The organism is Nonomuraea jiangxiensis (assembly GCF_900099965.1).
Taxonomy (GTDB): Bacteria; Actinomycetota; Actinomycetes; order Streptosporangiales; family Streptosporangiaceae; genus Nonomuraea; species Nonomuraea jiangxiensis.
In genome coordinates this window covers 286697-300198 of the sequence record NZ_FNDJ01000013.1, presented here as the reverse complement: position 1 = coordinate 300198, position 13502 = coordinate 286697, and the positions used below count along the sequence as shown (strand labels likewise).

11 protein-coding genes are annotated in these 13502 nt (G+C 66.7%); 9 read left to right on the top strand and 2 right to left on the bottom strand.

All coding sequences use genetic code 11. From position 1 onward, the window contains the following. Positions 1-95: 95 nt before the first annotated feature. On the bottom strand, positions 96-1676 hold the full coding sequence (dnaA, locus tag BLS95_RS28645; protein ID WP_090937841.1) for a chromosomal replication initiator protein DnaA: 1581 nt from the start codon (positions 1674-1676) through the stop codon (positions 96-98). 447 nt (positions 1677-2123) lie between these two features. On the opposite strand from dnaA, the gene rpmH reads away from it, so the two are divergent. The 8 genes from rpmH (at position 2124) to BLS95_RS28605 (ending at position 9067) form a co-directional block, all read left to right on the top strand. Beyond that, the gene (gene rpmH, locus BLS95_RS28640; protein ID WP_090937838.1) at positions 2124-2261 is read left to right on the top strand and encodes a 50S ribosomal protein L34; all 138 of its coding nucleotides are present in this window, start codon (positions 2124-2126) and stop codon (positions 2259-2261) included. 64 nt (positions 2262-2325) lie between these two features. Next, positions 2326-2688 carry a ribonuclease P protein component gene (rnpA, locus tag BLS95_RS28635; RefSeq protein WP_090937835.1) on the top strand — a complete coding sequence of 121 codons (363 nt, stop codon included), beginning with the start codon at positions 2326-2328 and terminating at the stop codon, positions 2686-2688. Then, positions 2685-2966, top strand: coding sequence for a membrane protein insertion efficiency factor YidD (gene yidD / locus BLS95_RS28630; RefSeq protein ID WP_090937832.1), 282 nt, complete (start codon positions 2685-2687; stop codon positions 2964-2966). The genes rnpA and yidD overlap by 4 nt, the downstream gene beginning before the upstream one ends. Before the next feature lie 4 nt (positions 2967-2970). Beyond that, a complete protein-coding gene (gene yidC, locus BLS95_RS28625; protein ID WP_090937829.1) occupies positions 2971-3921 on the top strand; it encodes a membrane protein insertase YidC in 951 nt (316 codons plus the stop codon). A 20-nt stretch (positions 3922-3941) separates the two neighbouring features. Next, a complete protein-coding gene (locus BLS95_RS28620; RefSeq protein ID WP_090937826.1) occupies positions 3942-4430 on the top strand; it encodes a Jag family protein in 489 nt (162 codons plus the stop codon). Between the two features lie 807 nt (positions 4431-5237). Next, positions 5238-5912: a 16S rRNA (guanine(527)-N(7))-methyltransferase RsmG gene (gene rsmG / locus BLS95_RS28615; RefSeq protein WP_090937823.1), complete on the top strand. Its 675-nt coding sequence runs from the start codon at positions 5238-5240 to the stop codon at positions 5910-5912. Positions 5913-6049: 137 nt separating this feature from the next. Further along, positions 6050-6976: a ParA family protein gene (locus BLS95_RS28610; protein ID WP_218136018.1), complete on the top strand. Its 927-nt coding sequence runs from the start codon at positions 6050-6052 to the stop codon at positions 6974-6976. Between the two features lie 1131 nt (positions 6977-8107). Next, on the top strand, positions 8108-9067 hold the full coding sequence (locus BLS95_RS28605) for a ParB/RepB/Spo0J family partition protein (RefSeq protein WP_090937817.1): 960 nt from the start codon (positions 8108-8110) through the stop codon (positions 9065-9067). A 1258-nt stretch (positions 9068-10325) separates the two neighbouring features. On the opposite strand, the gene BLS95_RS28600 is transcribed toward BLS95_RS28605, so the two are convergent. Further along, on the bottom strand, positions 10326-11372 hold the full coding sequence (locus BLS95_RS28600; RefSeq protein WP_090937811.1) for a threonine aldolase family protein: 1047 nt from the start codon (positions 11370-11372) through the stop codon (positions 10326-10328). A gap of 844 nt (positions 11373-12216) precedes the next feature. On the opposite strand from BLS95_RS28600, the gene BLS95_RS28590 reads away from it, so the two are divergent. Then, positions 12217-13434 (top strand): SUKH-4 family immunity protein, encoded by a 1218-nt coding sequence (locus BLS95_RS28590; protein ID WP_090937804.1) that lies wholly within the window; start codon positions 12217-12219, stop codon positions 13432-13434. The last annotated feature ends 68 nt before the right edge of the window (positions 13435-13502 follow it).

Below are 13502 nucleotides of genomic sequence, written 5' to 3'. Positions count from 1 at the left end.
GTGGGTGGATTTTTCCGGCCATTGCCGTACGTACGGCCGCGCCCATTCTGTGTTTCCGCTGGTCCACAGTGTTTTCCACAGGCTGTGCACGAACATCAAGATCCACGCTGTGTCTGCTTGATCCGTATTGTTAGCTCGTTGACCTGGTTGTACATCGACTTGCGCTCGGCGATGAGCGACCGGATCTTGCGCTCGGCATGCATGACGGTGGTGTGGTCCCGGCCGCCGAACTGCTGGCCGATCTTCGGCAGCGACAGCTCGGTCAGCTCGCGCGTCAGGTACATGGCGATCTGGCGGGCGTTCACGAGCGCCCGGCTGCGCGAGGTGCCGCACAGGTCCTCGAGGCTGATCCCGAAGTAGTTGGCGGTCTCGCTCATGATCGCGGCGATGGTGATCTCGGAGTCGGACTCCGTGGTGATCAGATCCTTCAGCACCACCTCGGCGAGCTGCAGGTCGACGCCCTGCCGGTTGAGGCTGGCGAAGGCCGTGACCCTGATGAGAGCGCCCTCCAGCTCGCGGATGTTGGTGGAGATGCGGCTGGCGATGTATTCGAGCACCTCGGGCGGCGCGGCCAGGCCCTCCTGGATCGCCTTCTTGCGCAGGATCGCGATCCGGGTCTCCAGCTCGGGCGGCTGGACATCGGTGATCAGGCCCCACTCGAACCGGTTGCGCAGCCGGTCCTCCAGCGTGATCAGCTGCTTGGGCGCGCGGTCGCTGGAGATGACGATCTGCTTGTTGGCGTTGTGCAGCGTATTGAAGGTGTGGAAGAACTCCTCCTGCGTCTGCTCCTTGCCCTCCAGGAACTGGATGTCGTCCACCAGCAGGATGTCGATCGCCCGGTAGCGGCCGCGGAACCCGTCGGCCTTGTGGTCGCGGATGCTGTTGATGAAGTCGTTGGTGAACTCCTCCGAGCTCACGTATCTCACCCGCGCGCCGTCGTACAGGCTCTGGGCGTAATGCCCGATCGCGTGAAGAAGGTGCGTCTTGCCCAGCCCCGAGTCGCCGTAGATGAACAGCGGGTTGTACGCCTTCGCCGGCGACTCGGCCACCGCCACGGCCGCCGCATGGGCGAACCGGTTGCTGGCCCCGATGACGAATGTCTCGAATGTGTATTTCTGGTTGAGCCTGGCGGGTTCGCTGGGCTTGTTGCTCTTTGCCTCCCAGCGATTCGGCGCCGGTTCCGGCGCCTTCTCCACAGGCGGTGTGTACGACTGCGCCTGTTCAAAACCGAACCCCGGCTGTGGATATTCGGTGGACAGCTGCGGCAGCTCCGTCTGTGGAGAATAGAACTGCGGCGGCTCGGAGGCCGGGTTGTGCTGCGACGGTGGGAGCTGTGGGTAGCGCGGCCGGCTCTCCACACCTTGGGGATAACTCTGAGTCACAGGCTGTTGATGAATCTCGATCTCCGGCTGCTCGGGAGCCGTTGTGTCGATCATCACCGCCAGCCGCATGGTCCGGCCGAGCTCCTGCGACAGCGCGTGCGCCACGAGCGAGCGCAGTTTGCCCTCGATGAGGTCTTTGACGAAGTCGTTGGGCACGCCGAGCACGATCGTGTCGTTGGCCAGCGCGATCGGGCGCACCATGGACAGCCACGTACGCTGCTGGATGGGCACGTTCTCGTCGAGGAAGTTGCCCAGGGCCCTCGCCCATACCGTGCCGAGGTCGACACCGTTCATGGTGCGGTTCCCCCTCCTTCCTCTCGCGGCCCCCCGCGATCGTTTGTCCACATGGCGCGGCCGCCCGACCCGACGGACGGGCCCTTCGTCCACAGCGCGCCGGCCGAGCTTCGTACCCAGGGTCTCCACAGGAAGTCCACAGGTTGTGCACAGCGTTTGGGCGGGTCCGAAGGGCCGACAGTATCCATGTGCACAGCCGTGTTCAAGACGTTGTCCACAGCGTAGTGGTACTCGGGTGCACATGCTGTGGACGCCCGCCGGGGCGTGGAAAACTCGCCTGTGGATTAGTGGATAACCGGTCTGGTTTGACCTGGGACGGGTCTGACCCGTAACGTACGACGGTCGGCTTGTCACGCGACGGCTATTTCGCGTGCCCTCGTCATCTGGCAGGCCATCCATGTGTGTTAAGCGTCCTATTGGGCGCACCATCAAGCCTGGAGCCCACCCGTGAGCAAGCGTACTTTCCAGCCGAACAACCGTCGCCGCGCGAAGACCCACGGCTTCCGGCTGCGGATGCGCACCCGGGCCGGTCGCGCCGTCCTGGCCGCTCGCCGCCGCAAGGGCCGCGAGAAGCTGTCGGCCTGATCGTCCCGCGCCCGATAGTAGGCCCGCCGGTGCAGCTTGCCGGCGGGCGTTAGGCGTATATACGGTGCTGTCCCGTCATTCCCGCATGCGGCGCGGGGAGGAGTTCGAGGCGGCGGTGAGGCGCGGCAAGCGCGCCGGCCGCCCGTCCTTGGTGGTGCATTTCGCCATTTCGGGGGAAGACTCACCCTTGGTGGGTTTCGTGGTGAGTAAAGCCGTCGGTGGCGCCGTGACCCGGAACAAGGTCAAGCGACGGCTCCGACACCTGATGCGGGACCGTCTCGACCGGCTGCCGCGAGGTAGCCTGCTGGTGGTACGCGCCAATCCACCGGCCGCGTCCGCGCGATTCGAGCACCTGGCCGCCGAGCTCGATTCCGCGCTGGATCGTTTGCTCAGGCGGCGCGAGTCCTCGACGGGTGGACAAAGATGACGGAGCAGCCGCAAGGGGTGAAGCCGAGCCTCGTCGCTCAGGCTTTGATCATCCCGATCCGGTTCTACCGGGCTTTCATAAGCCCGATGCTCGGTCCACGCTGCCGTTTCTACCCGTCATGCAGTGCGTATGGACTCGAGGCGATTGCCGTACATGGAGCATTGCGCGGCACATGGCTGACTGTCCGGCGCATCGGGCGGTGCCACCCATTCCATCCCGGAGGTATTGACCCGGTGCCCCCACGCCCGGTCCGGTCCCACGAAACGCAAGGGAGATAGCTCGGTGGAGCTGTCCTGGCTGAGCTGGCTGTATGAAGCCGTAGCCCATGTCATCATCTGGATCCATACTGGATACAGCACGGTCCTCAACCCGGACAGCGGTCTGACCTGGGCTTTGACGATCATCACGCTGACCGTGCTCATGCGGATCCTGATCTTCCCGCTCTTCCTCAAGCAGATGCGCTCGTCGCGGAAGATGCAGGAGCTCGCCCCCAAGGTCCAAGAGCTGCGCAAACGATACAAGAACGACAAGCAGCGCATGAACCAGGAGGTCATGGCGCTCTATCAGGGAGCCGGCGCCAACCCTCTCGGTGGCTGTCTCCCCGTCGTCGCCCAGTTCCCCATCTTCATCTCCATGTTCACCGTGCTTCACAACATGGCTGAAGGCCATGCGAAATACGGCATAACGCAGGAGCTGGTCGACAGCGCCAGAAGCGCGCACATCTTCGGCGCGCCGTTGCCGGCGAACTTCTGGATGTCCGAGGCGCAGATCCAGGGGTTCGACGCCGGGGTCATCCAGACCAAGGTCGTACTGGCGATCTTCGTGGCGATCAGCTCGGCGACCACGTTCCTCACCGTCCGGCAGAGCGTCACCCGCTCCATGGCGCAGATGCCGGACAACCCCATGGCGCAGCAGCAGAAGATCCTCATGTACATCTCGCCGCTGTTCGCCTTCTTCAGCTTGAACTTCCCGCTGGGCCTGATCATGTACTGGGTCACCACCAACCTGTGGACCCTCGGGCAGCAGCACTGGTTCTACACGCGGCACCCCATGCCGCAGTTCGACGCCAAGGGCAACGTGATCCCCGTCCAGCCCAAGCCTGGCCTGATGGCGAAATTCCGGAAGACCACCCCGGAAGAGCAGGCACCTCCGCCCCCGCCGGAGCCTAAGATCATCAGGCAGCAGCCCAGCCGCCAGTCCCGCAGCAAGCGCACCGGCAGCAAGAAGTCTTGAACACGAAGGAGAGGCCGGCCATGACCGAGGCCGAGCAGGAGAAGGCTCCTGATCTCAACGCGCTAGAGCAGGAAGGCGAGATCGCTGCCGACTACGTCGAGGGCCTTCTCGACATCGCCGACATCGACGGCGACATCGACATGGACGTGGAGGGCGACCGCGCCCTGGTCTCCGTCGTGGGGCTCAAGGGCACGGAGCTGGTGGGGCCCGGGGGAGAGGTCCTGGAGGCGCTGCAGGAGCTGACCCGGCTGGCCGTGCACCGGCAGACGGGTGAGCGGTCCAGGCTCATGCTCGACGTGGCGGGCTACCGCGAGCGCCGCCGGGCCGAGCTGACCAAGCTCGGCACCGAGATCGCCAACGAGGTCAAGGAGCAGGGCGAGCCGAAGGCGCTGCACCCGATGACCCCGTTCGAGCGCAAGATCGTCCACGATGCCGTGGCGGCCGCCGGGCTCCGCAGCGAGTCCGAGGGCGAGGAGCCCCAGCGGTACGTGGTGGTCCTGCCGGCCTGAGGCGTGTCCCGCCGTCCGACGCGGCCGTCTGCCCGCCTGTGCGCGCGGTGGACGGCCGTTTCCACATTTACCGGCTTTTATCCCTGTACGTCCACCGCTTCGCACCTAACCAACCCAAAGCCCCACATGCCTTTCCCGTACGGTCCCGCGCCACCCCAGCGGCATTCCGCGGACCGCAACCGGACTGGTCGTTCTGCGGACCGCAGCAGCCGAGCCGCGACCGGGACAGGGACCGGGACCGGGGCTGCGACCGGGACCGGGACCGGGATCATCGGGCGCCGGATCCGAGCCCCGGCCCTGGACCCGATTCCGGACCTGTATCCGAGCGCCGACCTTGCATTCGAGCTCGGCCCTGGATCCGGAACTGGAGCCTCTGGGGCAGGGGACCCAGAGCCGAGGACTTCCGCTGCCGACGCCCATATCCCGCCGTCGGCGCCCGCATTCCATTGCCCGCCGCCCGCACCGAGGAGCCTGCCCACCGAGCCCACCCCAGCGCCGGCAATTCGGCCGATCTGCCCCGACCGAAACCGACCTGTGGTCACGCAGAGTGGCGACGGCCGCCCTCAAGACGGCGCGCTCGAAGGTCCCGTTCACCCCAGCCCGCTACTCTTCCCTTGTGATCTCACCTCTAGCCTTGGGTACGGAGCGTTCCCGGAGCGCCGGTTCCGGCCCTTGAACGGGTAGCACCGAGACCCACGACCGGCTACTGCTGCAGCAGCAGTGCCACACCGTCCGATCCCCCCGCCGATCGGTGGAAAAGGCCCCACCGATCATGGGCCACCAGCCCCAGAAAGGTCCACCATTCCAGTGAGCGATGAGCTTCCGGCGCCGCCGGCCATAGCGCGGGACGTCTTCGCCGGACAGGCTTGGGATCGCGCGTGCGCGTTCGCCGAGCTGCTGGCGGGTCCCGGCGTTGTCCGAGGGCTGCTGGGTCCGCGGGAGGTGCCCCGGATCTGGGATCGCCACCTGCTCAATTGCGCGGTCGTGGCCGAGGCGGTGCCGCCGGACGTACGCTTGGTGGACATCGGTTCCGGCGCCGGGCTGCCCGGGATCGTGCTGGCGATCGTACGGCAGGATGTCACGGTCACGCTCCTGGAGCCGCTGCTGCGCCGTACCGTGTTCCTGGAGGAGTGTGTCGCGGCGCTCAAGCTCGACAACGTCGAGGTGGTGCGGGGACGGGCGGAGGAGTTGGCGGGGGAGCGGGTGTTCGACGTCGCCTGTGCCCGCGCGGTGGCGCCGCTCGACCGGCTTCTGACCTGGGCGATGCCGTTGCTTCGCGAGGGTGGCGAGCTGATCGCCATGAAGGGGGAGCGTGCCGCCGGAGAGCTGGCCGAGGCGGAGTCCCAATTGCGGGCCAGCGGGGCCCGAACGGCCGAGCTTGTGACCGTCGGGCGCGGTAAGGTCGAGCCGCCTGCAACATTGGTTCGGGTGGTAGCGGGTCGCGCTGCGCCAGAGCGAGCCAGGCGGCGACGAAGGAGGTGACGGCTGTGCCAGTCGTGTCAAGCGGTCTTGGCTGGCCGGACAGTCGTCCATCCGAGAGTCCAACCGGGGTTGGCTGGCCCGAAATGGGCGTGTCGCGACAGCGAATTCCCGGCACCGGCCCACCCCTGGTTGAAAGGATGGCCATTGTGACCCAGACCCCCCTGAACCCCGGTGATTCGCCGTTGGTACGAGAGGCGCTCAGCTCAGTGGTTTCACGTGAAACATCTGCAACCCCGACGGCCGCCCAGAGCCCCGGCGACGGGGACGGCACCTGGCCGCGTCCACCCAAGACCAGGGTGATCGCGGTGGCGAACCAGAAGGGTGGCGTAGGCAAGACCACCACATCGGTGAATATCGCTGCCGCGCTGTCCATGCACGGCCAGCGTGTTCTCGTGGTGGACTTGGACCCCCAGGGCAATGCCTCCACAGCACTTGCGACCGAGCACCGCGGTGACGTCCCTGATGTTTACCAAGTCCTTGTGGACGACCTGCCGATGGCCGACATCGTCAAGCAGGTCCCCGACATGCCGAACCTCTACTGCGCCCCGGCCACCATCGACCTTGCGGGTGCGGAGATCGAGCTGGTCTCGCTGGTGGCCAGGGAGGCTCGCCTGCGACGGGCGCTGGACGCGTACAAGGCGATCGAGCTCGACTACATTGTGATCGACTGCCCGCCGTCCCTCGGTCTGCTGACGGTGAACGCCCTGGTGGCGGCGGACGAGGTCATGATCCCCATCCAGTGCGAGTACTACGCCCTGGAGGGCCTAGGCCAGCTCCTTCGGAACGTGGATTTGATCAAGGCTCACCTCAACCCGACGCTCAACCTGTCGACGATCGTCCTGACGATGTACGACGGCCGTACGCGGCTGGCCTCTCAGGTGGCGGACGAGGTACGGGCGCACTTCGGGGACACGGTGCTCAACACGGTCATCCCGCGGAGCGTGCGACTGTCGGAGGCTCCCAGTTATGGGCAGTCGGTGATGACGTACGATCCGGGGTCCAGCGGCGCCATGGCGTACATGGACGCGGCCCGCGAGATAGCCCACCGCGCCAAGGTGGCTTGACGGATCGCTCAGGCAGGCTGCCTGGGGCAACCGCGTCACCGGTGATGCGGCCGCCACCACGCCCCGCGCCCCAGGCCGCCGCTGCGGCATGATCGATCATCACCCGGCTCCAGGCCGATACAGGGGAGGGGCCTCCTGACGGCACGGCGTCAGCCCGACCCAGGCAAGCCGCTCATGGCGCATCCCCACGTCGACGCCATCTCCACACTCAGCTGATCCACCGACGGCACGCTCATGGCGGATCCACCCATGGCGTACTGCTGCGCTCCGGATGGCACACCCTCAAGCCTGGCCCGGCTGCCGGCGCGCCCTTCACCACAGGATCCACCCACCACCCGCACCGTCACGCCCACTGGCGCGCCTCGAACCGGGTCCGTTGACGGCACATCTCCAAGGGCGATGTCCGGTCGGGCGTGGTACTCCTGGATTGCCCGCTCGATTTCGTGTGGCCCGGTAGGCGATGTGCCGCTTGATCGTCGCTCCACCGTCAGGCGGGAACGCACCTCTCCACGCTCCGACCGCGCACCCGAAGCAGACTCGTCGCCGGCCTGGCTGGCCATCAGGCCGATCGATCCGCCGGGTCAAGCTGCCACCCAACCCCGTCCCCGTGTCGCAAGGATCACTCGCCCTGGACATGTGCTTCGGCGCCGAGGCGTCCGTCGCGGGCCAGTGCGGTCAGCAGTCAGGCGTGTTGTGGGTTGAGGAGCGACCGAGGAGCAGGAGCCTGTGAGCGAAACGGTCGGTTGTCAGCCGGAGGAGAGGCGTGAGCCGGAGACCAAGAGTCGTGAGCTTGAGATCGGTGAGTCGTGAGCTGGAGATCGAGTGTTTGCGAGCTGGGTGGGTGACCGGGGGAGTGAAGTGGTGGTGGAGCGCCGCCGGAAGGGCGACGGGGAGCGTTGTCGTGCGACTCGGGGGGTGGGGATGTCGTGGGAAGGAGATGGGGGATTCGCTGGAAGGGCTGGAGCGGGTGGGAGTGCCACAAGGTGGGGCTCGGTCACGGGTTAGGCAGGTTTGTGACCGTGTCGGTGTAAATCCAACAGGGCGGTGTGTGGCGAGGGGGCACTCCGTCGGGCTCGCAACGGTAACCTCTCCTGGAGTGACCGGAATCGACCGGCTGGATGAGGAGACGCAGTGAGTCAGCAGCGGCGGGGATTGGGCAAGGGACTCGGGGCGCTCATCCCGACCGGTCCCATTGTTGACGGTACGGGAGCGGTGGCCCCCGCGAACGGTTCAACAGGGGATGCGGGCCCGCGGCCGATCGCGGGAGCGTACTTCAAGGAGGTCGCCCTGGAGGCGATCGTTCCGAACCCGCGCCAGCCGCGTGACGTGTTCGATGGGGAGCGGTTGGAGGAGTTGGCGGCGTCCATTCGCGAGGTCGGCCTGCTGCAACCGATCGTTGTGCGGCCGGTAGGCGGAGGCCGGTATGAGTTGGTCATGGGGGAGCGGCGCTGGCGAGCATGCAAGCAGGTTGGCCTGGACCCGGTGCCCACGATTGTCCGCAACACCCAGGACACCGATCTCCTCAGAGATGCGCTCATTGAGAACCTTCAGCGTGAGCAGCTGAACGCCATTGAAGAGGCCGCCGCATACCAGCAACTCCTTGACGACTTCCAGGCGACCCACGAACAGTTGGCGGAGAAGGTCGGCCGCTCTCGCTCGCACATCACCAACACCCTCCGCCTCCTGCACCTCCCGCCCGAAGTTCAGCGTAAGGTCGCCGCCAGCGTCATCAGCGCCGGTCACGCCCGAGCTCTCCTCGGCCTCAACTCTGCCGAAGAACAGATCGAACTGGCCAAGCGGATCGTGGCGGAGCTCCTCTCGGTACGCGCGGTAGAGGAGATCGTCGCCATGGGCAGCGCGAAGGCGGCCCAGAAGGCCACTCGCGAACGCCAGCCGCCCAGGCCCACCGCCCCCGGCCTGACCCACCTGGCCGACCGTCTCTCGGACCACTTCGAAACCAAGGTCAAAGTCGACCTGGGCCGCCGCAAGGGCCGGATCGTGGTGGAGTTCGCCACGATCGACGACCTGGAGCGCATCATCGGCGCCATGGCCCCCGAAGCCGTCCGCGTCATGCGAGAAGCCGAAGACTGACCGACCCAAGTTTCTGGTTCCCTGTCCCACCAGTTTTCGCTCCTTGTTTCACGTGAAACAACCCCCAGCCCGCCGTCCGCCGGGCCCTCAACACAGCAGGGGTGACGCGGCAGGGGTGACGCGGCAGGGGTGACGCGGCAGGGGTGACGCGGCAGGGGTGACGCGGCAGGGGTGACGCGGCAGGGGTGACGCGGCAACAGGAGTAGCGGGCAGCGCACCAAGGGCGGCGGGCAGTGAGAGGGGCAGCCGCCAGAGGACGCATCAACCGGGGGTGTGGCGATGGCGGGAGCAGCCATGGCGGGAGCGGCAATCGGACCGGCAACAGGAGCCGTGACCAACACTGGTGTTGCGCCTCGCTCGTGTCCGCACCTGCTGCTGGTCACCGCGATCCGCTCGCCCTCAGCGCCATCCCCGATCGTGTAGGCACGTACGCCCGGACACATCCGTCATTGGTCTCAAGGGCAAACCGTCACCGATCCTCAGCCGGGACTTGGGCCAGCGTCCAGCCACACGCCAGCCAGCAATGACGAGCGCGTTGCCGCTCTACGAGGACCTCCTCATCACCTGCGGTCGCCATCGACGCCATACCGGATGAGCGCTGGTCAGCCGGCGAGTATCTACAACTTCAGCCAGCCCTAACGGCGCTTGCTGAGTTGGGCTGCTGGCCGGCTTAGGCCGGAGTTGGGCACAGGGCGCGCTCCAGCCGTTCCACTTGCAGGGCTGGCTCCCCGCCGCCGCCGGAGCGCTCGCAGGCATTCATCGGCGGGGGCCTGGCAAATCGCCTCAGTGGCCGACCGATCCCGATGGGGCACGTCTAGGAACAAGCGATGATCTGGTGGCACCCATTATCGCTTCGGACCGCAGCGCGATGGGGGGAGCGGTAACGGCTTGCCTGCCATCTCGCCGTTCAGCGCCACGACGTCCCTCCGGGCCAGGCTTGCCCAGTACAGCATGCACGCCAGTCACTTAAAGGATGGCGGAGGCGTGTTAAGGGGAGCGGGAGAAGCAGGGAGATGAGTGTGCCGCCGCGAGTTGTTTCACGTGAAACAGGCGGTCGAGGTGGATCGGCGTAGCGCCCTGTTTCACGTGAAACAACGGGGCGGCCGTCGAACCTCGCGTTGGCCGGGGATGGGTGGCGGCTGGATCGGCGGTGCGGGGACGCTCTGGTGGCTGGTGTGAGCGCCGTCGTGTTTCACGTGAAACAGGGGAGCTGCTTACTGGGGCAGCGGATTAGGTGGCCGGGGCGAGAAGGGTGGGCCTAAGCGGCGGCGGCCTTGCGGAGGTCGTCGAGGAAGTCGTCCACGTGTTCCGGAGTGGTGTCGAAGGCGGTCATCCAGCGGACGACGCCTGCCGTCTCATCCCAGTAGTGGAAGAGGTAGCGCTGCCGGAGCGTCTCGGCGACGGCCGGAGGAAGGACGGCGAAGAGGGCGTTCGACTGGACCGGATAGGCCAGGGACACCCCAGGAACGTCCTTCAAACCCTCGGCCAGGCGGGCGGCCATCTGGTTGGCGTGGTCCGCGTTCCGCCGCCAGAGGTCGTCCGTCAGAAGAGCCGAGAGCTGGGCGGAGATGAAGCGCATCTTCGATGCCAGCTGAAGGGACTGTCGCCGAAGGAAGGGAATGGCGTGGGTGAGCGAGGGGTCGAGAACCACGACGGCCTCGGCCGCCAGGGCGCCGTTCTTGGTGCCGCCGAAGCTGAAGACGTCCACTCCGGCATCAGTGGTGATGGCCTTCAGGTCGCTGCCCAAGTGAGCGGCGGCGTTGGCGAGCCGCGCGCCGTCCATGTGCAGGCGCAGACCCGCCGCGTGCGCGGTCTCGGCGAGGGCGGCGATCTCGGCGGGGGAGTAGCACGTGCCGAGCTCCGTCACCTGGGAGACGGAGACGACCGTGGGCTGGGATTCGTGCGGGTTGCCGATTCCGCCCAGGCGGGCCTTGATGTCGTCCGGCCTGAGCTTGCCGTCCTTGGTGGGAACCGTCATGAGCTTCACGCCGAGCAGGCGCTCCGCGGCCCCTGCTTCATGGGTGGCGATGTGGGCGCTGTCGGCACAGATGATGGCATCGAAACGGCCGAGCATGGGGGCCAGGCCGACCATGTTGGCGCCGGCCCCGTTGAGAACCGGGAAACCCTCCGCACCCGGCCCGAACACCTCCTTGGCCGTGTCCTGGAACGCTGAAGTCCAACGGTCGTCGCCGTAGGCGGGCGCGTCTTCGTGATTCGCGGCGGCGATGGCTTCGAGAATGGTCGGGTGCACGCCGGCGTGGTTGTCGCTGGCGAAACTCTTCGAGTACATGGGATCGATCAGCACAACGTAAGGCTACTTTCACCGCGCTGAGGGATTTGCGGTGCCCTCCACTGGCAGGGGCATCTCGGACCGTGATGCGATGCGTTGTCTGCGGCTTGTGTCGTCGCGGGCTGGCGCTGCATGGGCCGATGTTGTTCGGGCCGAGTGTCGTCCGGGTGATTGAGGTTGGCTGCTCTGGCGTAGGTGGTGGCTGGGCTGGCGCCGTAGGTCGACGTTGAGTGCAACGGAGGCGTCTGCGTTGGCGCCGTGGGCATCTGTGTCGTCTGCGCGTCGCCTGCATGCGTCGTCTTGGCGGATGCCGGCCGGATCGGTGCCGTCCTGACTGAGGCATCTGAGTTGACCCCGCGCGGTTGGCGTTGGGCGGCCACCGGTTGCCTTGGGCGATGTTGTGTGGCTCGGCATTGTCCGAGTCCGGCTTGTGCGGGTCGGAGTTGTCCGCTCCGGCATTCCGCGGATTCGCGTTGCGCGGATTCGTGGTGCGCGGGCTCGTGGTGCGCGGATTCGTGGTGCGCGGGCTCGTGGTGCGCGGGCTCGCGTTGCGGGGGCTCGTGGTGCGCGGGCGGGCTCGTGGTGGCATTGGTGGGGATGGGGTGGGGTCGGTGTGGCTTGAGTCCGGGGACCTTGGGTGATCAGGTGGTGCGGCATGCTCATCCCGGCTGTGGACGGTCTGGTGGACGCGGTGGTGTTCGTGGCGAGGAAGCAGGCGCCGGGGGCCGCAACCGGTGGGAGGGCGCATGATCGCCAATGTTGAAGATCCAAAGACACAAGCGAGATCGGTCACTACGGTTCTTTCAGTCGAAGAGCTCAACCCCATGAAGGGAACGCAATGGCCGTGGCCTAGGAGGACATTGTCACCCTGGATGCCGAGAAGGGAAGGGAACTCGGGCTGTCCAAGGACGACTTCGTGCTTCTCACCGAGACCGGGCTGCCCAGGGTCGCGGGCGAGCACTTCAGTACGGACATCCCCGCCGGGTCACCCGGATTGTTCGCCGTCCGACCGTTGAACGAGGACGATCAAGCCTTGATCCTCGGCGGAACCGGGCCCGACGGTGACATGTTGTACTTTCTCGATGTGAGCAGGGGGCTCGTCGTGCTCCTGTCCCTTGGGGACGGCGACGAGAAGCCCGAGTACGAGGTCGTGAACACCACGCTCGGGGCCTTCGTCGAGTTCGTTCGGCGGTTGGGCGCGTACACGAGCTTGCCCTGGGCGGAGCGTCCGGCGGATGACATGGCCCGGCTCGCGGAGATCGCCGAGGAGCTTGAGGAGCTCGATCCCGAAGCGTTCGGGCATCCGCACTGCTGGTGGGCGATGGTGATCGCGCATCACCGGCGGCAACTGGCCAGGCGCGAGCGGGCGTATGCGCCTGCCGAGTCGCACAGCGAGGCCTTCGACCGGGCCCTCGACCGGCTGGACGAGAAGGGGTGGCGGCACGTCACCAGCAAGGAGTTCGCGTCCGCGACCGGTCAGTCCGGACTGCTGGCTCTGCCTGAGGACTTCTCGGACGCGTTCTCGGTAGATGGGGCACTGCTCCGGGACGTTGACGTGCGCTGGAGGGGTTCGCTCACGGCGGATATTCAGTCGGCCTTCGCCTGGGAGGGACTCGTGATCAGGCTTCCCGAAGAGGAGGTGGAGGACGAGGATTTCGATGCCGCGATGGAGCGGCTCCTGGCGGTGGAGCGTGGTCTCCACGAGCCGAACGAAGGCACCGCGACCTGCCTGGCCGCTGCGGAGCCCTCCGATCTGTGCCGGATCCTGCGGGCTTTCGAACGGCTGACCGCGAAGGGATACGTTGCCGAGCCTGCCCTCTGGCCCACCCCGTCGGGCTGCTGGCAGCGCGTGTACGAGCTGACCGAGGACGTGGAATCACCCAAGGCCGTCTTCTGGAACACCCAGAGTCATGACTCCGCCTTCGACGTCCGGGGCGACCTGGTCGGCGAGCTCTACCTCGGGTGGCTGGGCGACCGCGAGGAGATCGCCGAGGCCCTCGCTGAGACGGAGCTGGCGCTGAAGGTGCCGGAGAACGAGGGGACGACCTTCATCCTTGGCCCCGTCGGCCGCCGGTAGGACCCGAACCTCAGCGGACGCCGGAAAAGGCACCGTGCGGCGGGTGGGGAAGCCTCGGTACGCCCACC

Excerpts from the sequence above, each read along its gene's own strand:
- BLS95_RS28610 (WP_218136018.1), top strand. The coding sequence starts at position 6,050 with ATGGCCATTGTGACCCAGACCCCCCTGAACCCCGGTGATTCGCCGTTG.
- BLS95_RS28620 (WP_090937826.1), top strand. The coding sequence starts at position 3,942 with ATGACCGAGGCCGAGCAGGAGAAGGCTCCTGATCTCAACGCGCTAGAG.
- dnaA (WP_090937841.1), bottom strand. The coding sequence starts at position 1,676 with ATGAACGGTGTCGACCTCGGCACGGTATGGGCGAGGGCCCTGGGCAAC.
- yidD (WP_090937832.1), top strand. The coding sequence starts at position 2,685 with ATGACGGAGCAGCCGCAAGGGGTGAAGCCGAGCCTCGTCGCTCAGGCT.